19 protein-coding genes are annotated in these 20,386 nt (G+C 62.8%); 11 read left to right on the top strand and 8 right to left on the bottom strand.

Annotation, left to right across the window (positions count from 1 at the left end):
* Window positions 1-42 precede the first annotated feature (42 nt).
* Both J6524_RS01090 and J6524_RS01085 read right to left on the bottom strand, forming a co-directional pair.
* On the bottom strand, window positions 43-1,320 hold the full coding sequence (locus tag J6524_RS01090; protein ID WP_225668351.1) for an ArgE/DapE family deacylase: 1,278 nt from the start codon (window positions 1,318-1,320) through the stop codon (window positions 43-45).
* A 52-nt stretch (window positions 1,321-1,372) separates the two neighbouring features.
* Window positions 1,373-2,098 carry a pyridoxamine 5'-phosphate oxidase family protein gene (locus J6524_RS01085; protein WP_225668349.1) on the bottom strand — a complete coding sequence of 242 codons (726 nt, stop codon included), beginning with the start codon at window positions 2,096-2,098 and terminating at the stop codon, window positions 1,373-1,375.
* 75 nt (window positions 2,099-2,173) lie between these two features.
* On the opposite strand from J6524_RS01085, the gene pdxR reads away from it, so the two are divergent.
* Complete coding sequence (gene pdxR, locus J6524_RS01080; protein WP_225668348.1) at window positions 2,174-3,673, top strand: MocR-like pyridoxine biosynthesis transcription factor PdxR; 1,500 nt, start codon at window positions 2,174-2,176, stop codon at window positions 3,671-3,673.
* A gap of 133 nt (window positions 3,674-3,806) precedes the next feature.
* Window positions 3,807-4,067 (top strand): DUF6719 family protein, encoded by a 261-nt coding sequence (locus tag J6524_RS01075; protein WP_376711977.1) that lies wholly within the window; start codon window positions 3,807-3,809, stop codon window positions 4,065-4,067.
* On the opposite strand, the gene J6524_RS01070 is transcribed toward J6524_RS01075, so the two are convergent.
* From J6524_RS01070 to J6524_RS01060, 3 genes are all read right to left on the bottom strand, one after another.
* Window positions 4,068-5,294 (bottom strand): serine hydrolase domain-containing protein, encoded by a 1,227-nt coding sequence (locus tag J6524_RS01070; protein WP_225668346.1) that lies wholly within the window; start codon window positions 5,292-5,294, stop codon window positions 4,068-4,070. It lies immediately after the preceding gene.
* Between the two features lie 104 nt (window positions 5,295-5,398).
* Window positions 5,399-5,800, bottom strand: a complete 402-nt coding sequence (locus J6524_RS01065) for a hypothetical protein (RefSeq protein WP_225668344.1) — start codon at window positions 5,798-5,800, stop codon at window positions 5,399-5,401.
* Between the two features lie 41 nt (window positions 5,801-5,841).
* Entirely contained in the window at window positions 5,842-6,003 is a 162-nt protein-coding gene (locus tag J6524_RS01060) for a hypothetical protein (RefSeq protein WP_225668343.1), read from the bottom strand.
* Between the two features lie 334 nt (window positions 6,004-6,337).
* Between J6524_RS01060 and J6524_RS01055 the strand changes: the two genes are divergently transcribed.
* Window positions 6,338-6,694, top strand: coding sequence for a hypothetical protein (locus J6524_RS01055; protein WP_225668342.1), 357 nt, complete (start codon window positions 6,338-6,340; stop codon window positions 6,692-6,694).
* Window positions 6,695-6,737: 43 nt separating this feature from the next.
* Here J6524_RS01055 and J6524_RS01050 read toward each other — a convergent pair whose 3' ends face one another.
* Complete coding sequence (locus J6524_RS01050; protein ID WP_225668341.1) at window positions 6,738-7,286, bottom strand: CreA family protein; 549 nt, start codon at window positions 7,284-7,286, stop codon at window positions 6,738-6,740.
* A gap of 343 nt (window positions 7,287-7,629) precedes the next feature.
* Here J6524_RS01050 and J6524_RS01045 point away from each other — a divergent pair, with 343 nt between their 5' ends.
* From J6524_RS01045 to J6524_RS01015, 7 genes are all read left to right on the top strand, one after another.
* Window positions 7,630-9,261 (top strand): L,D-transpeptidase, encoded by a 1,632-nt coding sequence (locus tag J6524_RS01045; RefSeq protein ID WP_225668340.1) that lies wholly within the window; start codon window positions 7,630-7,632, stop codon window positions 9,259-9,261.
* 81 nt (window positions 9,262-9,342) lie between these two features.
* Window positions 9,343-9,915 carry a glutathione peroxidase gene (locus J6524_RS01040; RefSeq protein WP_225668339.1) on the top strand — a complete coding sequence of 191 codons (573 nt, stop codon included), beginning with the start codon at window positions 9,343-9,345 and terminating at the stop codon, window positions 9,913-9,915.
* A 164-nt stretch (window positions 9,916-10,079) separates the two neighbouring features.
* Window positions 10,080-11,036 (top strand): polysaccharide deacetylase family protein, encoded by a 957-nt coding sequence (locus tag J6524_RS01035; protein ID WP_225668338.1) that lies wholly within the window; start codon window positions 10,080-10,082, stop codon window positions 11,034-11,036.
* Between the two features lie 69 nt (window positions 11,037-11,105).
* Entirely contained in the window at window positions 11,106-11,615 is a 510-nt protein-coding gene (locus J6524_RS01030; protein ID WP_225669295.1) for a dihydrofolate reductase family protein, read from the top strand.
* A gap of 326 nt (window positions 11,616-11,941) precedes the next feature.
* Window positions 11,942-12,964 carry a TRAP transporter substrate-binding protein gene (locus tag J6524_RS01025; RefSeq protein WP_225668337.1) on the top strand — a complete coding sequence of 341 codons (1,023 nt, stop codon included), beginning with the start codon at window positions 11,942-11,944 and terminating at the stop codon, window positions 12,962-12,964.
* A 79-nt stretch (window positions 12,965-13,043) separates the two neighbouring features.
* Window positions 13,044-13,637, top strand: a complete 594-nt coding sequence (locus tag J6524_RS01020; protein WP_225668336.1) for a TRAP transporter small permease subunit — start codon at window positions 13,044-13,046, stop codon at window positions 13,635-13,637.
* A complete protein-coding gene (locus J6524_RS01015) occupies window positions 13,634-15,052 on the top strand; it encodes a TRAP transporter large permease (RefSeq protein ID WP_225668334.1) in 1,419 nt (472 codons plus the stop codon). Before J6524_RS01020 ends, J6524_RS01015 begins: the two co-directional genes overlap by 4 nt.
* A gap of 25 nt (window positions 15,053-15,077) precedes the next feature.
* On the opposite strand, the gene J6524_RS01010 is transcribed toward J6524_RS01015, so the two are convergent.
* Together J6524_RS01010 and J6524_RS01005 are read right to left on the bottom strand one after the other, a co-directional pair.
* A complete protein-coding gene (locus J6524_RS01010; protein ID WP_225668332.1) occupies window positions 15,078-15,530 on the bottom strand; it encodes a DoxX family protein in 453 nt (150 codons plus the stop codon).
* 280 nt (window positions 15,531-15,810) lie between these two features.
* Window positions 15,811-18,120, bottom strand: coding sequence for an NADP-dependent malic enzyme (locus J6524_RS01005; protein WP_225668331.1), 2,310 nt, complete (start codon window positions 18,118-18,120; stop codon window positions 15,811-15,813).
* Window positions 18,121-18,380: 260 nt separating this feature from the next.
* Between J6524_RS01005 and J6524_RS01000 the strand changes: the two genes are divergently transcribed.
* Window positions 18,381-20,363 carry an aq_1923 C-terminal domain gene (locus tag J6524_RS01000; protein WP_225668330.1) on the top strand — a complete coding sequence of 661 codons (1,983 nt, stop codon included), beginning with the start codon at window positions 18,381-18,383 and terminating at the stop codon, window positions 20,361-20,363.
* Window positions 20,364-20,386: the final 23 nt, after the last annotated feature.

Below are 20,386 nucleotides of genomic sequence, written 5' to 3'. Positions count from 1 at the left end.
TCGCTTTGCTCCTCGCAATGACGAAGTGGGCCGGCGACTAGCTCACACCTTCTCCACCCCACACCATTCGGCGACGAACAGCGCGGTAGCCTTGGTGGACTTCCGCAGCGAGTCCAGCTCGACATATTCGTTGAACCCATGCATCGCGGCGCCCTTCGCGCCGAAGCAGAGGCTCGGGATGTTGTAGTTCAATCCATAGAACCGCGTGTCGGTCAGCGCGGTGAAAGCGCGGTCCGGCACCACGCCGCCATAGACGGCGTCAAACGCTTTTGCAAATGCGGCTTCCGGCTCGGCGGAGTTCACGAGTTCATAGCCTTCCGACAAGAAGCCGGACCATTCGACCTGCGGCGGGTTGTTGGAGAGGAAACGGTGGTCGCGCGCTGCCGCAGAGACGCACGCCAAAATTTCCTTCTGGCATTCGGCGATCGACCAGCCCGGCAGAATGGCGATGCGGCAATCGACGTCGCACCAGGCCGGCACGCTGGAGGCCCAGTCGCCGCCCTTGATGATACCCGGGTTGAAATTGAGCGGATGGGTGACCGCCTTGAAATGACGGTCCGCCTTGGCGCGCTCGTTCCAGTCGGCCTCGAGCTTCTGCAGTGCGTGGATCAGATGATAGGCTGCCATGATGGCGTTGGCTCCGGCGCCGGCCTCGAACACGTGCACCGGGAAGCCGCGCACCTTCAGGCGAAACCAGATCACGCCGACTTGCGAGCGCACCATGGTCTCCCCGGTCGGCTCCGGGATGAAGCAGGCGTCAGCGCGGTAGCCGCGCTGCAAGGTCGAGAGCGCGCCGACTCCGGTGCTCTCCTCTTCAATGACCGATTGGAAGTGGATGCGCGCCGTCGGCTTCAACCCCGCCGCCTTGATCGCGTCCAACGCATAAAGCGCGGCGATGGTGCCGGATTTCATGTCGCAGGCGCCGCGGCCATACATCTTGCCGTCCTTGATGGTCGGCGAGAATGGCGGCGTCTCCCACATGTCGAGCGGGCCGGCCGGCACGACGTCGCAGTGGCCCTGCAGGATCAGCGATTTGCCGGCATTATTGGACGGCCGATAGGTGCCGACCACCGTGCGCGCTTTGGAAAAATCATGCTCGATCGGGCCGAAGCCGCGCAGATCCTTCAGGTCCTCGACGTCGATATGCCAATCGTCGACCTCATAGCCACGCTGGCGCAGGAGGTCGCCGATCATGTCCTGGCACGGCCCCTCGGCGCCGCGCGTTGACGGAATCGCAACGAAATCCTTTGTCGTCGCCAATTGCGAATCGAAACCGGCGTCGACGGCGTCCAGGATTCTTTGTTGCGTATCGGTCGTCATGCGGCAGCTCCAGTCTGTCATTTCAGGAAGGAGTGCGCACCCTAGCCCGATCTCAGCCGCCAGCGTAATGCGCAAAATGCGCATCCCGCAATGCATCTTCGAGCAGGCGGCCTTCCGAATAGCCGCTCAGCGAGGCCGGCCGCTCGACGCCGTCGAGCAGTCGCGGACAAGGTTCCGGCCGTCCCAGCACCGTGCGCACCGGGATGCGCTCGGCATAGATCGGGAGTTCATAGTCCTCCTCGTCGTCAGCGACGCCCTTCGACCTGATCTTGGCGGAGGCCTGCTCGATCTCCATCGCAATCACAGACGTCGCCTTGATCTCCTGCACCGTGCTTTGCCGCAAGCTCGCAGTCCGGTCGGGAAAGAACCGGTCGACCATGGCAACCAGCGCCCGCTCCTTCTCGTTCTCGTCGGTGACGAGATAGGCCGTGCCGAACGCCATCACGGCGCGGTAGTCCGCCGAATGGTTGAAGCCGCAGCGCGCCAGCACCAGGCTGTCGAGGTGGGCAACCGTGAGGCAGACCCGCTCGCCACCGGACTGGTTGCGCAGCATGCGGCTGGCGCTAGAGCCGTGCCAATAAAGCTTGCTTCCCTCCCGCCAGAAAAACGTCGGCGTGCAATAGGGCTGGCCGTCGATCACATAGGAAACGTGGCACAGCATCGATGCGTCGAGCAGGCCATGGACCGTCGCGTGGTCATAGAAACCGCGGTCATGGCGTCGCTTCACCTGGTTTCGCGGCGATAGCGGGTAGATATCGGTGGTCACGGCGTCGGTCACGACAGCTCCTGTCCGGATCGGGTGCGGCTGCAGAGAGTTGTACCGGCCAATTTGGTCTGCGATAGTGCCAATTCCATGCGAAAAATTCCGACCAATTCCCGGCCGTCGCGGCGGAAGCCGGAGCTGGCACTCGATCTCTCGGGTGCGCACGTCACACCGGGCGCCTCCTCCCAGCACCGGCTCTACCAGGCGTTATGCCATGCCATAACGGGCGGGATCGCCAAACCCGGCGAGCCGCTGCCGCCCTCGCGCACGCTGGCGAAGCAGACCGGCTTTCGCCGCAACGCAGTCACCTCGGCCTATGAGCGGCTGATCGCTGATGGCTTTGCGGTGGCGACCGTCGGCTCCGGAACCTTCGTCGCCGCTCGCATTCCCGCCCGCGTCAATGACAGAAGCAAGGCGAAGATCGCGGTCGAGCCGCCGCAGCAAGGCCCGCTCGCGCTCGGCTGCACCCATATCGATGAACGGGCACTGCAGCGCTTCCGGGCATTTACCGGCCGGCGCCTGCGCGCCTTCGGCACCGAGCACCTGCATTACGGTGATCCCAGAGGCAGCCGCGAACTCCGCGTCGCGATTGCCGATCATTTGCTGTCGGCGCGCGGGCTGCGCTGTGATCCCGACCAGATCATGCTGACGTCGGGCACGCAGCACGCATTACGGATCGTGCTCGGCGCGATCCTCAAGCACGGCGACCAGATCTGGTGCGAAGACCCCGGCTATCCCGCTGCACGAAAGGCCATTGAACATTGCCGGCTCCGCCTGGTCTCCGTACCGGTCGACGCCTCCGGCATGATCATAGCGAGAGGCCGCGCCCTCGCGCCCACCGCCGGCGCGGCTTACGTGACACCGTCGCACCAGTTTCCGCTGGGCGTGCAGATGTCGATGCCGCGGCGGCTCGAACTGCTCGACTGGGCACGGGAGGCGAGCGCCTTCGTGATCGAGGACGATTACGACAGCGAGTTTCGCTACGACGGCGCGCCCTTGCTGTCGCTCGCCGGCATCGATCACCTCTCGCGCGTCATCTACATGGGCACATTCGCCAAGACGCTGTTTCCGGGTCTGCGCATCGGCTATTGCGCCCTGCCCGAGCGGCTGGTCGGACCGGTGACGACGGCACGAGCCGCGCTCGATCGCTTTCCCGGCACGCTGCTCGAAGGAGCGGTGGCTGATATGCTCAATTCCGGCACGTTCGCGGCCAATCTGCGCCGGGTGCGCGGGCTTTATCGCGAGGCGCGCGACGTGCTGGCATCGACGCTGTCAAGCGCTTCGAATGGCGAACTATCGGTGCCGGTCCCCTCGCAGGGCCTGCATCTCGTCGCGCGCTTTGATCCGTCGACCGATCCGCTGGTTGCCGCAAAGGCAAAGGCCGACGCCGGCGTTGCAGGCTGGCTGCTGGCGGAAACCTATCATCGTGCGCGTCCGCTGCCGGGCTTCGTGCTCGGCTTTGCCGGCCATCCGATTCCACAACTGGTGGCGTCGGCAAGAAGACTGGCGGAAGCATCGCTCTCGGCCTTGCAGTCGACCCGCAATGTGAACAGCGGAAACGGCGTGAGAAGGCTGAAGTCTGCAACATAGCTGTCACGGCGCCGCACGGCCCGCGCTCTATGAGAATCGCCACGGCGTCACTAAGCTCGCCCTCCATCAAGGGCTGCAGATCAATGTCGGGCCGGCGGGCTTAAGTCCAGAGCAAGTGAGGGAGGCCGAATTGGTGCTTGCAAGAGCCATCGTCGCAGGGGCGCTCGCCCTGCCCGCCTTCATCGCCTTGTCACTCGTGACGACGTCAGCGTTCGCCCAGATGTTCTCGCGCGAGCGGGACATCGTCGACCTCCGGCTCGGCCAGCGTGTCCTGGTCGATGACGGCACGTGCCCGACCGGGCAGGTCAAGGAAGTCGTGGGATCACAGATGACAGCGACCGGCGTGCTCCGCACCAGCAAATGCATTCCGCGCCTAGGGACCAAGCGGCGATAATTACCAGGTTCCGTATCGAGCGACGACCCCGCGCCACAGCGCGTCGCGTTCGCGCGCGAACGACTCCTTGCCGACGCTGGCGTTCTTTGCCGCGGCGGTAATCACCATCACGAGCTTGAGCTCGGGATCGATAAAGATCGACTGCCCGTAGACGCCGAGCAGTGCGAACCGCCGCTTCTCGCCCGGAAACAGCCAGAACTGGTAGCCGTAGCCGAAATAGGGCGTCGCCTTGCGCGGCGTGAATGCCTCGGGCTGGCGGCGCCAATCGGTGGCATCGAGCAGGTAATCCTTCGGCACGATCTGCCTGCCGTCCAGCGCGCCGTCATTTGCGAGCAGGATTCCGAGGCGGCCATAGTCGCGCAGGACCGCATTGAAGCTCCCCGAGCCGGTTTCGGTGCCGTCCCTGGTCCTGATCCAGGTTGCATCAGCCTCCGCACCCATCGGCTGCCACAGCCGCGTCGTCAGATATTCGCTGAGGGAGGTGCCCGTCACTGCGCGTATCAACAGCGTGAGCGCCACAGTCTGATTGGACGCGTAGTGAAAGCGCGTCCCCTGCTCGACTTCGCGCGTCGTGAACGCGCGGAGCGCCGCAACCGCGTCCTCGCTCACGCGAATCCTGTTGAATTTCGCCAGATCGTCCTTGCCGTCATAGACCTCCTCGAACGCTACGCCCGATGCCATCCGCAGCATGTTGCGAATCGTCGTCTCGCCATAGGGATTGCCTGATAGCGCCGGGACGTATCTGGAGATCGTATCGTCGAGCGAGCCGATCTTCTTTTCGGCCAGCGCCAGTCCGATCGCGATGCTGACGATCGACTTCGCCATCGAATGCGAAACGAAGCGATGCTCGGCATTGCGATCATATTGATACCGTTCCGCGAGCAGCTCGCCGTCTTTGATCAGCAGGAAGCCGGTCACGCGCTGGCGGCTCAGGAAGTCGTCAAGCGTGCAGGTCTGCTTCTCGAACTGATACTCGATCTTCGGCTCACCGGAGACTTTGCGCAAAGGTAGCGGAGAAATCGCCTTCTTCAGCGTGTAGTGCGGCAGGATGCTATCGAGCTGGCTGAACGATCCGATCCGGACGCGCTCGTCATAGAACCAGTTGGCGCGCGAGCCCACCGGATAGCCGGTCGCCTTGCCTAACAGATCCTCATCGGGCGCAGCGGAGGCTGGCAGGCCCAGCGCGACGAGCATCGCGCATGAGAGCAGGAAACGTCCCGGCTGCATTGGCTGGCTCACGAAAGAACGTCGACCGGCCATTGCTTACAATGGTCGTCATCGGCGTGTCGAGCCTGCGGGGAATTCAGCGTCGAGGCCGAGCCGTGCTGGCGTTACTGGTTCGTCGCCGGATCGAACATGCACTGCAGCGTCGGCTTGGCGATCTTGGTGAAGGTCGGGCCGATCTGGGATTGCTTCGACGGCGGCACCCACGCGGTCTCGATCGTCGGCACGCCGGTCTCGCTAATGCCGCGCAAGAGCGCCTCGCGCAGGTCGGCATCTTCGACAGTCGCGGCTGCATAATCGTGCAGGCAGCCACAGACGCTCTCGGGATGCGCCCAGCGGCCAACCATATGCGGTGCGCAGAGCCGCACGAACTCGCCGCGCGGATCGGGCACCTTGAAAAGGGAACGGAAAGTGGTCTGCTGCGGCGGCTGAAACTGGACCTGGGCCTGCGCCGCGCCGCTGAGAAGGAAGAGAGACAGAATTACGGCAGAACAGATACGTACCGACATGCAGGGCCTTTATCGGCGTTCTTGCAAAGTATCCGCCATGTTCACTTGGCAGCAACAACCATCGGCTGTGGTGCCGGGCTCGCAACCGGCGAACCATTATAGGCAAACGTGCCGACACCGGGCAGAGCCTGATCTGCGGAGCCAGCCGTCGACAGCCCAGCCAGGATGAAGGCGAAGGCGAGGATGAAGCTGGTGGTCCGCATCTGACTGTCTCCGGTTGTCGTTGGCCGGCATCGCCCGCCGTCTCGTTGGCAATCTGATAACTATCGGCTGTTTCCGCACATCTGCACGAAAACGGAAAATGGTTTCGTCGCCCAGGAGAATTGTTTCGTCGGCGCCGCGCGACGAAACAATTGCGGAAAAAATTCAATGAATTCAGATACGATGCAGCCACGTGCGATAGTCCGGCTGAGCCGCGAGCCGTCCGATTGGCGCCGCTTTGGCCCTTGTCCAACTGACGACGAAGACCTCGTTCACAGGCTCATCGGCTGAACCGAGGCCCGGGCCTGGCCGACTCACTCGAACGCTCGCGCAACTTTGCGCGTGCTCGTGCGTTGTGATCCCTTCCTCAACAAAAGGACAGCCGTCGTGGGTAATGGCAACATCGATGTTGGCAGTGCAACGGCGACCCGCAAACCCGGCCAGCCGGTAGTTGAAGATTTGTGTGGAAGTAATGGCCCCGAAACGCGGATCGATCCTTCCCTGAAGGCAGAGCGCCAAGGAAAAGTCTCATCGCATCCTGCAAGCGTTTGTGGCGCGATGTCGCAACAAGGCGGCGAATTTCGCGGCAATGTCTCGGCGCCGCAACAATTCGTGCATCTGGTCGGCTGCCGCGACCGCAAGGTCGCTCCGGGCCAGGAGGCCCGCCAATATTCCAATCCGGTCAAACGGTAAGCGTGAGGCTCTCATCCGATCTCGGATTGGGGCGGCATCGCGCTTACTGAATGAATTCACCGCATTTCTGAACCGCGGCTTCGGTCGTCCCCCAGGGCATGATCGGCACCGAGGACGTTGAGTTTTTGGGTGAGCCCTCGATCAGCTTGTCTGAATAAACCATGTAGACCAGCACGTTGCGCTTGGCATCGCAGCCGCGCACGATCTGCATCTTCTTGAAGAACAGCGAGCGGCGCTGGCGGAACATGTCATCGCCCTGCTCCAGCTTCTGCTTGAACTTGATCGGGCCGATCTGGCGGCACGCCAGCGAAATGTCAGAGACCTCCTCGGCAAGGCCAAGCCAGCCCTTGAAGCCGCCCTTTTCCGGCACCGTGAAGTGACAGGCCACACCCTCGACCTCGGGGTCGTCGAGGGCATAGGTGGCGAGCTTGTCGTTGGGGCTCAGCCATTTGAAGACAGTCGAGCGGCGAAAGATCAGATCGGGCTCTTCTGCGGCCAATGCCGGGCACGCCTGCCACAATGTCAGCACCAGCACCACCAAGGCCAGAATTTCCCGCTTCTTGTCACACTTAACGATGGCCTTGGATGTCATTGATATCTCCGCTGAAGGGCTCGCCGCCTATGTAATGCCGGAAAGCCCGACAGGAAGGCCGTAAGTGTTTGGAGGCCTCAGTACCGCCGTACAGATGGCGTCTCTTAGCCGGCGCGTCGTTTAACGGAATATGAGGCTTTTTTGCTACGATCGGGGCGAAAAGCGCCGAAATTAGAAGGCCTCCGCTGGTGAACGCTTTTCCCCTCTGCGACAACAAATGAATTGGTAGGACGGTGGATACGAGTATCTGGATTTGAGGACTATGCGCGTGAACGGGCATCGATTTCTTAGTGCGAGCAGTGCGGGCGCGATCAATTCGAACCAGCGATTTTGGCAGATTGCGATGTTGACGGCGGCCGGCTCCGTTGCCGCCGTTTCCCAAGCGGATGCCGCCGCCATGTTCTACTGGCAGGATTCCGAGCCTGGCTATTACCGGCCGATGCCGATCGTGCAGCCGCGCAAGCCTAAGACGCGCCGGCCTGCCGCCAAGACTGAGGCAGTCAGGGAAACCAACGCCAAGCCGCAGGGGCCGCTGATCATCAACGTCTCGATCGAGCAGCAGAAGCTCCGCGTCTATGACGCGAAGGGACTGTTCGCCGAAAGCCCGGTGTCGACGGGCATGAAGGGGCATTCGACCCCGATGGGCGTATTCAGCGTTATCCAGAAACACAAGATGCACCGCTCGAACATCTACAGCGGCGCGCCGATGCCTTACATGCAGCGCATCACCTGGTCAGGCGTCGCGCTGCATGCCGGCGTATTGCCCGGCTATCCGGCGTCGCATGGCTGCATCCGCATGCCGACGGCGTTTGCGATGAAGATGTGGAACTGGACCAGGATGGGTGCGCGGGTCATCATCACACCCGGCCAGATCACGCCTGCCAGTTTCTCGCACCCGTTGCTGGCGGCGCAGAAGGTCGTGCCGCAGCCTCTCCTTGCCGACGACCCGACGAATGACGCGCCTGCCGTGAAGGGCGACAAAGGCGCGGATGCGGGCAGTCTCACCAAGCCCACCAATGCGGGCACGGTGAACGCCGACGCGAGCCTCGATCTTCGACCCAGCGTCGGACATGCCGCTCCATTGCGCGAACAGACCCACACCGCAGATGCCAGCAGCGCGCTGCCGAAGGGCGTCGTGACAATGTCCGACGCGACGCCGTCGGTGGCCAAGGTTCAGCCTGCCAGCGATCAGCCGACCGCCGCGGCAAAATCGAGCGGGGCCGAGGAAAAGCCCGACTATGCGAAGGTCGAAGCGAAGTCGCAAACAAAGTCCGAGGGGTTGAACACCGAAGCTCCCACCGCAGCGATTGCCGATGCGGAGCCTGCCAAGGCTGAAGCGCCGAAAGCAGAGGTGGCCAAGCCGTCCGCAAAGGCCACGGAATCCGAGGCTGATGAATCGAAGGCCGCCGAAAAGCCCGTCGAGCCCGCCAAGGCAGTGGTCACCGCGCCGGCGGATGTGAAGAAGGATCCGGCGCGTCTGCCCGGCGCGGATAAGGCCGCCAAGATCGAAGCGCCCAGGAGGCCTGGCCAGATCGCGGTGTTCGTAAGCCGCAAGGACTCCAAGCTGTACGTTCGCGAGAGCTTTAAGCCGCAGTTCGAGGTACCGGTCACGATCGCACCGAGCGACCGGCCGCTGGGCACGCATGTCTTCACTGCGGAAGCCGACAAGAACGATCCCAACCTGTTGCGCTGGTCGGTGGTCTCGCTGCCGGTCACGGCGCGTAGCGCGGCCCGGATCGACGACGACAGCCGCACAGCCGGCCGTCGCAAGATGCCCGCGCCTGCCGACGCCAGGCCATCGCCGCTGCCGAACAGCCCGGCCGAGGCGCTCGACCGCATCACGGTCGCGCCGGAAGCCATGGCGCGGATCGCCGAGGTGCTGACAACCGGCGGCTCGATCATTGTGTCCGATCTCGGCGTCAACCAGGGTGGCGAAACCGGCGAAGGCACCGACTTCATCGTCCCGCTGCGATAGACCCCATAACAGCTTGTTGAGCGGCCGCGGCTGCCGCGTTGCGCTATGCTTTAGGCTGTGGGACCGCAGCCGGAGCTTTTCATGATCGACCGCAGGAGCGTGATGACAGCGGCGCTGGCCGCGCTCGCAACAGTCGGCTCGAATAGGCAATCGCTGGCGCAGGCCGGCATGAGCCGCATCACAGCCTACGCGTTTTCATTTCCTGCTCTGGCCGGCGGCGACATCAGGCTATCCGAATTTGCCGGCCGGCCGATCCTGATCGTCAACACGGCTTCGCTCTGTGGCTACACGCCGCAATATAGCGGGCTGCAGGAATTGTGGAGCGAGTTCGGTGGCCGCGGCCTGATGATCGTCGGCGTACCCTCCAACGATTTCGGCGGCCAGGAGCCGGGCGGCGCGAGCGAGATCACCGCGACCACACAAGACCACCGCGTCACCTTTCCGATCGCCGCGAAGGCCGCCGTCAGGGGACCGAACGCGCACCCCTTCTACAAATGGGCGGCCGAAGCGCGGCCGAAGGATGTTCCACGTTGGAACTTTCATAAATACCTGATCGGCCGCGACGGCTATATCGCCGAGGTCTTCCCGGAATCGGTCGACCCCGTAGATACACGGGTGAAGACTGCCGTCGCGCGGGCGCTGGCCGCTTCCTGATTCGAATTAACCGCTCCCGGTGACAAATCGGCTGGGCGTAATCGCAGCCGTTGCGTTGGCGCGCCCGCTCCAACTAGGCTACTATGTGCTTCGGGGAATGGAGGCAGACCGGGCGACGGCAGCGCCGCGACCGGGTGTGGGATTCAAGACTTGGGGAAAACAAGATGCGTATGGCGGCAGGGATATTCTTGGCGGGCGCGGTTTCGTTGTTGGCATCAAGTACGGCATGGTCGCAGGCGCTACCCACGAAGGGCGCGGCGGCCGCTCCTCAAGCCACTCCCGCGGCAGCGCCAGTCCCCGCTCCGCCGCCGGCACCGGTCTCGACCCGTCCGCCCTGCAACAATCCGAACGCGCTCGGCATTGGTCGCACTGTCGAGATCGATACGACAGGCGGTCCCGGCTTCGGCTTCGAGCATTTCAAGGAGCTCGACTTCCTTCGCGACAAGGAGGTTGTGCTGACGTTTGACGACGGGCCGTGGCCAGTGAATACGCCCGCGGTGCTGAAGACGCTCGCGGAAGAATGCACCACCGGCATCTTCTTCCCGATCGGCAAGCACGCCACCTATTATCCCGAGATCCTCAAGCAGGTGATGGCGGGCGGCCACTCGATCGGATCGCATACCTGGTCGCATGCCGCGCTCGTCAACAAGAAGCTGACCGAGCAGCAGCGCAAGGATGAAATCGAAAAGGGCTTCAGCGCCGTGAAATGGGCGCTCGGCGGCAAGGCCCCGGCTCCGTTCTTCCGCTTCCCCGCGCTGCAGCACCCGCCGGAGATGGTCACCTATCTCGGCGAGCGCAACATCGGGATCTTCTCCTGCGACCTCGATTCCTTCGACTTCAAGGCGAGCAAGGCGCAGACGATCATCGACAACGTGATGCGCAAGGTCGAAAAGAACGGCAAGGGCATCATCCTGATGCACGACTTCCAGAAGCACACCGCGGAAGCGCTGCCCGAGCTTCTCAAGAAGCTGAAGGCCGGCGGCTACAAGGTGGTCGCGATGCGCGCCAAGACGCCGGTGCAGACCATTGCGCAGTACGACGAAGACATCGTCAAGGACCTGAAGCTGCCGACCGTGAGCTCGCGGCCGGTCTCCAGCGTCGTGCAGACGATCTCGGAATAACGCTTCCGCGACACGCTTCCCGTGGCGGCGCTGCGTATCGAAGGTTATGTCATCGTCTCCGCGGACGGCATGCTGGCTGACGCGCATAACGTCATGCCTGATGAATTGAAGTTCGAGGGCGACAAGGCGTTTTTCACCGCCGCCCTCGACCGCGCCGATCTGGTCCTGCACGGCCGCAATTCCTACGAAGACCAGCCGAACTCGCCGCGCCGCAAGAGGATCATCCTGACGCGAAAGATCGACGCGATCGCGCCCGATCCGGCCAACCCGAAAGCCACCTTGTGGAATCCGGCGGGCGCCTCGTTCGAGGCTGCCTGCAGCCGCGCCGGCGTCGAGACCGGCACCGTCGCCGTGATCGGTGGGCCCGGCGTGTTCGGGATGTTCATGGATCGCTACGACGAGTTCTGGCTCTCGCTGGCGCCGCACGTCCACATTCCCGGCGGCGAACCCTGCTTCCCCGGGGTCCCTGCGCGATCGCCGCAAGACATCCTCGCCGCACATGGCTTGCGCCCCGGCAAGCCGCAGATGCTCGACGCCGCCCATGAAGTCAGCGTCACGCCGTGGCGACGCAGCCCCTAGAGGCCGGCTTTGCTTGAATCAGAGCCGGCCTCCAGATTCTAATTTTGACGCGTTTTCTTGATGCGAACCGGCACCCGCTTCGCTCGAAAACGTTATTAGGACGTCATCCTTTCGTCCAATCAGCCTCACCGTCAGCCACCTGCGGCTAGAGATCGCTTGACAGCAAGCGGACGTGGTTCCACCCTGAAAAGAAAAAAGACACATAACATCATCGGGAGGACCACAACATGTTGAGGTATGCTTCAACTATGCTTGCAGCGGTGACTCTTGGAATGGTCACCGTTTTGGCTGAGCCGGTTCACGCTCAAACAACGGAAAAGCCGCTAGTGCTAAAGGGTCAATCGACCCACCCCGCATCCTCGAACTTCCACCTCATCTTCAAATTGTGGGCGGAGACCGTCGAAAAGATGACGGCAGGACGCCTCAAGATCGAGACGCTTCCGGCGGGTGCGATCGTGCCGCCCTTCGAAGTGTTCGACGCAACCTCCAAGAACGTTCTCGACGTCGGCATGGGACCGTTCGGCTACATCCTCGGCCGCAACACCGCGACGATTCCGATGTCGCACGGGCCACTGTACGGCATGGACGGCTCGGACTACTGGGCCTGGTATTATGACGGCGGCGGCATGAAGCTGCTCGACGAGTTCTACCGCGACGTCCTCAAGCTGAACGTTGTCGGCTTCCCGATCCCAACTGATTACCCGCAGGGAATGGGCTGGTTCAAGAAGGAGATCAACAGCCTCAGCGATCTCAAGGGCCTGAAGTACCGGATCTACGGCATCGGTGCAGAGACCTACGGCCGGCTCGGCGTGTCGGTCGTCACCATTCCCGGCGGCGAGATCGTCCCCGCAATGGAGCGCGGTGTGATCGAGGGCGCCGAATGGATCAACTGCGAGGAAGACAAGAAACTCGGTCTTCACCAGGTCGCCAAGCACTACTACACGCCGGGCATGCATGAGCCGGTCACTGGTGGCCAGTTGATGATCAATGGCGATGTCTGGAAGAAGCTCACTCCGGACCTGCAGGAGATTATCAAGGTGGCGAGCGTCTACGCCACGACGCAGCGCAACTTCGCCTTCAACCGCGAGACCGCGCATGCTTGCCAGGAACTGCTCAAGGCGGGCGTCCAGATGCATCGCACGCCCGACGAGGTCCTGAAGAACTTCCTTGACGAGTGGGAGAAGATTCAGACCGAGCACGCGGCAAAGAATCCCTTCTACAGGAAGGTGATCGACAGCCAGAAGGCTTATGCCGAGCAGATCGTGCCGTTCAAGCTCTCGTGGTTCCCGCCGTACAATTTTGCCGGCGAGTATTACTGGAAGAACAAGATCTATCTGACCAAGAAGTGATCTCTCTTCGCGTGTAGCGAAGCTGCTGGCGTCCGCAACTGCCGGACGCCAGCACTGCACTGCCGAAATAGGAGCGATCATGTCGTCGGACACCACCAGCGCCTCGGTGCCTGGCAATCAGGGTAGAGAATTCCCGCGCGCGTTCTATGCGATCATTCGCTTGATCGACGGCTTTACGGATGCGACCGGCAAACTCATCGCCCTGACGATGCTGTTTCTCGTTGTGACGATCTCTTACGAGGTCGTCATGCGCTACGGCTTCGGCGCGCCAACCGTTTGGGTCTACGAATCGAGCTTCATGGCCAACGGCGCGGCCTTTATGCTCGGCGCAGCCTATGCGCTGCTCAAGGGTGCCCATGTCCGCACCGATATCTATTGGGAGAATTACTCGGAACGGAAGAAGGGCATCGTCGACCTGGTCTCCTACCTGGTGTTTTTCTATCCGGCCATGATCACGTTCATGCTGATCAGCATTGACGACGCATGGCACTCCTACGACACGGGCGAACGGTCGCAGGAAAGCGTGTGGCGTGCGATCATGTGGCCATTCCGGGCAACGATCCCGCTGGCGGCCCTTCTTCTGATGATCCAGGGCGTGTCAGAGGTCCTTAAGTGCTGGTACCAGGTTCAGTTCGGGCGCGAGTTCGAGCACAAGGAAAAGATCGAAATATGACGGGACTCGAACTCCTCGGACTTGCCATGCTCCTGGTGATGCTGGGGGCGATCTTCATCGGCCTGCCGATCAGTTTCACGCTATTGTTCCTGGCGCTGTCGTTCGGCTACGTCGGCATGGGCGAGCGCGTGTTCAACCTCGCCTACCTGCAGACCATCGGCCTAATGAAGCAGGACGAACTCGTCGCAGTGCCGATGTTCATCCTGATGGGCTTCGTCTGCGACCAGGCCGGATTGATGGAACGGCTGTTCAAAGCGTTCCGCGACCTGTTTGCGCCGCTCAATGGCGCGCTCTACGTAGTCGTCATTCTCACGGCGACACTGTTCGGGATCGCTGCGGGGACCGTCGGCGCAACCGTCGCGCTGCTCGGCATCATGGCGGGCCCGATGATGATCCGCTCCGGTTATGATGTGCGCATGTCGGCCGGCTCAATCGCCGCTGGCGGCACGCTCGGCATCCTGATTCCGCCGTCGGTGATGCTGGTCGTAATGGCGCCCGTGCTCGATATCTCAATCATCGATCTCTATGCGGCGGCATTCGGTCCGGGCTTCCTGCTGTCCGCGATGTTCATCGCCTACACCCTGATCCGTTGTTACTTCAATCCGAAGCTCGGCCCGCCGGTGCCGGTCGAGGAGCGGCCCCATTCGGTGCGAATCGTGCTGTGGGAGTGTCTGGTCGGTCTGGTGCCGGTGACCATCCTGACGATCCTGACCCTCGGCGCCATCCTCGCCGGTATCACGACCGCCGCGGAAGCAGCGGCGTTCGGCGCATTGGGGGCGATCCTCCTCGTCATTGCCTACGGCCGGTTCACATGGCGCGGGCTACTGGATGCCTGCTATGCCACACTGGCAACGACCAGCATGGTGCTGTTGCTTGCGGTCGCCTCCAACGTATTCGGCGCCGTCTTCTCATGGCTCGGCACGGCCACCTGGATGACCAAGGCGCTGCTCGCCTCGCCGCTGCCGTCCTGGGGCACGATGTCCCTGCTGCTGACCCTGATTTTCCTGCTCGGCTGGCCGTTCGAATGGCCGGCGATCGTCTTCATCTTCCTGCCGATGCTCGCGCCTGTCGCCAAGGGCCTCGGCTACGACATGGTCTGGTTCGGCTGCATCGTCGCGGTGGTGCTGCAGACCGCGTTCCTGTCGCCGCCCGTCGCGATGTCGGCCTATTATCTCAAGCAGGTCGTCAAGGAATGGAATCTGCGGCTGATCTACCGCGGCATGGCCGACTTCATGGTGCTGCAGGTCGCTTGCGTGGCGCTGGTCCTGATCTTCCCGGCGATCGCGATGTGGTTCCCGAACTGGCTGCAGGCGCGGCGGATCGCGGCGCGCACCGCGCAGATCGAATACGTCGCGCCGCCGCAGAGCGCCACGGTGGCATCGAAGGAGCCACCCGTCATCATCAGGAATTTCTGACTTCGCCTGAAGCCGGCTACCGGATTTAGATATCCCCGTAGGCCGGCTCGTTCGGCCGCGGCCCCTTGCCGTAGCCTGCAATCATGAACAGGGCGCCGATGATCGACAGGTTCTTCAGGGCTTCAATCAGCGTCTTGGCGTTCTCGGGCGCCGGCTGATTCCAGAAATCGTGGAAGTAGAAGGTTGTGGCGATCACAAAGAAGATCAAAAGGATCGCGAAGAAGCGTGCGCCGAAATTGACCGCGATCATCAGGCCAGCGAGGATCTCGAAGCCACCGGCGCCCATCGCCAGTAGTTGCGGCATCGGCATGCCGGTCATGGTCTCAAGCTGCGAGGTATAGGGCGCAAGCATTGCGGGAATGGTCACCTTGGACGCGATGAAGTCCGCCGTCGGCTGTATGGCGAACAGCTTGGTCGCCCCCGTGTACATGAAGAGCACGGCGAACAGGACTCGCCCGAAGGTAACTAACGCTGGCATGGGATTGGCCTCACTGAATGGCATGCAAAATTAGCAGGCGGCGCGAAACGATTATGGGCGTTTCGTCTCCGCTTTTCAAACGCTCAAATCGAAACCATCCGCGCGGGAAGCCTGCACGCGCCGCTAACAGACCTCCCGATCGAAGCAGAACCAAGGCGCTTTGCTGATCATGGCGCATTCGCCCCATGCCCCGGAGTTATCCCGGGGACATGTACGATCCGCGAAGAAAACGCGTCAGAACAAAGGCCAGATGCTGGTCTGGTTCGGCCAGAACAGGGATCTACCCGAACAGGGTTGGCTGCTGACGGCCGGCTCGCTCCTGGGCTTCGACGGCGGCAACCGCCGTCATGTTGAGTACGCCGCGCGCGGTGACGCCAGGGGTGAGGATATGCGCCGGGCGTGCAGGTCCGATCAGGATCGGCCCCACCGGCAGTGCGTCCGCCAGCGTCTTGATCATCTGGTAGGCGACGTTGGCGGTGTCGAGGTTCGGCATGATCAGGATGTTGGCGTCGCCTTCCAGGTTCGAGTGCGGCAGCACGAGCTTGCGCGCGGCGGCGGAAAGCGCGGTATCGCCTTGCATCTCGCCATCGGCCTCGATTTCCGGATGCTTCTCCCGCAGCAGCGCGGTGGCGCGGCGCATCTTGCGCGAGGAGTCGGTGTCGTAACTACCGAAGTCGGAATGCGACACAAAGGCGATGCGCGGCTTCATGTTGAAGCGCTGCACATGGTTGGCCGCCAGCGAGGCCACTTCCGCAAGCTCCTCGGCGCTCGGATTGGGCCGCACCTGGGTATCGGCGATGAAATAGGACCCCTTGCTGGTGATCATCATCGCCAGCGCCGCGAAATCGCTGACGCCAGGCAGGAAGCCGATGATCTCGCGGACGTGGCGCAGATGGCTCATATAGCGACCTTCGACGCCGCAGAGCATGGCATCGGCCTCGCCGCGGACGACCGCAAGCGCGGCGATCACGGTGTTGTTGGTGCGGACCACCGTGCGTGCCGCTTCGGGCGTGACGCCGCGCCGGCCTGCCACGTCGATATAGGTCTGTACATAGGAGCGATAGCGCGGATCGTCCTCGGGATTGATGAGATCGAAATCCTGCCCGGCCTTGATCGAGAGGCCGAACCGCTTGATCCTGGCTTCGACCACCGACGGCCGTCCGACCAGAATCGGCCGCGCCAGCTTCTCTTCCAGCACGACCTGCGTGGCGCGCAGCACGCGCTGGTCCTCGCCCTCGGCATAGATCACGCGCACCGGCTGGGTCTTGGCCTTGGCGAACACCGGCTTCATGACGAGGCCGGAGCGGAAGGCGAAGCGCTCAAGTAGCGCCTTGTACTCTTCGAAATTCTTGATCGGGCGCGTCGCCACGCCGGATTCCATCGCAGCCCGCGCCACCGCGGGCGCGATCCGCAGGATCAGCCGCGGATCGAACGGGCTCGGAATCAGCGAGCCCGGGCCGAAGCCTTGCGCCTCGCCGCTGTCAAAACCTTGCGCCACCGCATCCGACGGCGGGTCGCGCGCGAGCTGCGCGATCGCCTCGACGGCGGCATGTTTCATTTCCTCGTTGATCCCGGTAGCGCCGACGTCGAGCGCACCGCGGAAGATGAATGGAAAGCACAGGACGTTGTTAACCTGGTTCGGGAAGTCGGAACGCCCGGTGCAGATCATGGCGTCGGGCCGCGCCTTGCGGGCCTCGTCCGGCATGATTTCCGGGACCGGATTTGCCAGCGCCATCACCAGCGGCTTGTCCGCCATCTGCTTGACCATGTCAGGCGTCAGCACGTTGGGCGCCGAAAGCCCGAGGAAGATATCCGCTCCGCCGATCACATCGGCCAGCACGCGGGCATTGGTCTTCTGCGCATAGACCGCCTTCCAGCGGTCCATCAGCGTGTTGCGGCCCTCATGCACCACGCCGTCGATGTCGCAGACCCAGATGTTCTTGCGCTGCGCCCCCATCGAGACCAGGAGATTGAGGCACGCGATCGCCGCCGCGCCCGCGCCGGAACAGACGATCTTCACCTCCGAGAGCTTCTTGCCGTTCAGCAGCAAGCCATTGACGATGGCGGCGCCCACGATGATGGCCGTGCCATGCTGGTCGTCATGGAAGACCGGGATCTTCATGCGCTCCTTGAGCTGCGCCTCGATCTCGAAGCATTCCGGCCCCTTGATGTCCTCGAGATTGATGCCGCCGAAGGTCGGCTCCAGCGCCGCCACCGTTTCGACCACGCGCTCGATCGTGTCGGCGGCGATTTCGATATCGAAGACGTCGATGCCGGCAAATTTCTTGAACAGAACCGCCTTGCCTTCCATGACGGGCTTGGAGGCCAAGGGTCCGATATTGCCAAGCCCCAACACCGCGGTACCGTTGGAAACCACGGCGACCAGATTGGCCCTCGATGTCAGCGACGCTGCTTCGCCTGGATTGTTGGCGATCTCGGTGCAGGCCGCCGCGACACCCGGCGAATAGGCCAGCGCGAGGTCGCGCTGGTTGGCGAGCGGCTTGGTCGCCTGGATCTCGAGTTTACCCGGACGTGGCAACCGATGGTAGGCAAGCGCCGCGGAGCGGAGATCTTCAGAATAGGACGACATACACTCCCCCATGGGCTTCAACGACCCCGAATTACGTGCCGAGGCCGGCCTTCGTTCGGACCGTCGGTTTTGCGGCAGATTGAGGCGGATGTGAAGCACGGGCAGCCACTCGGATGCAACATCTCGGCGCGTTCCCATCAACAGGGGCATCGACGCAAAGCAGCAAAGCCGATAGCATATTTTCCTCCCTACCCGTCCCCCCTGACCGACAATGTGGCAAATTTGCCCCCCGCGAATAGTCGGCTTCCGGAGCACAACTAATGGTAAAAATACTGCTGGGTCTGGTCGCCGCGGTCGTGATCGCGGTGGGCGGCTTCTTCGGCTTCGAGTTGTACACGCAGCATCGGATCGCGGGCGAGGTCGAGGCCGCGTTCGAACAGATCAGAGCCGCAGGCGGCAAGGCCGGCCACGGCAAGGTCTCGTTCGACCTGAGAAGCCGCACGCTCCGGATCGACGATATCGCGACGGAATCGGCAATGCAGCCGCCGGTGCGCGTGAAGATCGCCAGCATCGTCGCCTCCGGGGTCGGCCAGCCCGAGGCGGGTCGATTCTCGGCTGATGCCATTGAGGCGATCGATCTCGAACTGAATACCAGGATGCCGGCAGCGGCGGATTGGCAAGTCACCTACAAGGTGCCGCGGATCGTGGCCAAGGATTTTTCCGGTCCGGCCAGCCTGCCGCGGACACCGGCACAGTCGACGGTGCTCGACCTATATCGATCGCTTATCGAACAGCTTGGCGCGCTCACCGCCTCCTCGATCACTGCGCCCAACGTTGCCGGCACCATGAATTCGGGAAATCCCGGGCTGGGGAACGGCGAATTCGCCTATTCCAACCTTGTGCTCCGCGACATCAAGGCCGGCAAGATCGCCGCTGTCACAATCGACCGAATGACGTTCACAGGGACCACGCAGGCGAAAGGCAAGTCCGAGAAGGTCACCGGCGACATGGCAAATCTCGCTGCGCACGACGTCGATACGGTAGCCGCCGCGGTCATCCTCGATCCGCAGCGCGCCAACGACGATCAATACTACCGCGTCTACCGGCAGGTTAGCATCGGCACCTACACGATCACCTCAGGGCAAGGTCCCGCAATGCGTATCGATGGACTGACGGCCGACGATATCGGGGCGCGACCCTCGCGGCTGCAATTGGCTGGGCTCCTCGCGACAATACCGGCAGGCACGGCCCAGCCCACGCCGGCGCAGACGCGCGAAATGATGGAGCGGCTCGCCAAGATCTATGAGGGCGTACGTATTGGAAACGCCGAGATGCGCGGCCTCTCGATGGAGATGCCCGAGGGCGGCTTCAAACTCGCATCGATGCGCTTCAGTCTTGAGAACGGAAAGACCGGCGAATTTGCGGTGGAAGGTTTCGACGGCCGTACGCCGCAGGGTCCGATTAAGCTGGCCCGCTTCGCCCTCAAGAGCCTGGATATCGCCGGCCTGCTGCGGATGAGCGCGCTGTTCTCAGATCCGGCGCAACCGCCATCGCCCGACCGGGCGCTAGGCATGATCGCGTTGCTCGAGGGCGCCGAACTGAAGGGCTTTGCGGCGCCCTACAAAAACACCGGCAAGCCGATCAACGTCGACCTCGTCAGCCTGGACTGGGGGCAGTTCGTCGGGCCGATTCCGAGCAAGGCGCGGCTGATCGCGAAACTGTCCGGTCCACTCGACGCGACGCATCCCAGCCAGCGAATGCTTGTTGCCGCGGGCCTCGACAAGATGGCGATCAATCTCGATCTCGGCACGGCGTGGACCGAAGCATCACGTTCATTCGTGCTGGAGCCGGCAATGGTCGAGCTTGGCGGTATGTTGAAAGCGTCGGCAAGAGTTACGCTCGCCAACGTGCCGCGCGAGGTGTTCTCGATCAACCCGCTTCAGGCAGCGGCTATGGCCATGCAAATCGAGGCCGGCGGAATCGAGCTCACGGTGCACGATCTGGGTGTCGTCGATCTCGTCGTCGCCCACTACGCCCGGGCGGCGAACATCAGCCGTGACGCGGCGCGGCTGGCCATCGTCCAGGATATCAAGGACAACGGCGCCGAAACGGCAACCAGCAATCCCGACGCACAGGCGGTCGCGGACTCGCTCGCGCACTTCTTCGAGACGCCGGGGACAGCACTGACGATCAAGCTGACGCCGCTTGGCAAGGTGCCGGCGATGCAGCTGTTCCAGCTGCTTCAGACCGATCCGCTGATGGCCTTGTCGCAGTTTCGGCTGGAGGCCGCGACGGCGCTCTGAGCCGTCGCGAGTCCAGTTCGTTC

It is taken from the genome of Bradyrhizobium hereditatis, from assembly GCF_020329435.1.
Classification (GTDB): domain Bacteria; phylum Pseudomonadota; class Alphaproteobacteria; order Rhizobiales; family Xanthobacteraceae; genus Bradyrhizobium; species Bradyrhizobium hereditatis.
This window is presented reverse-complemented; position numbering and strand designations above follow the sequence as displayed.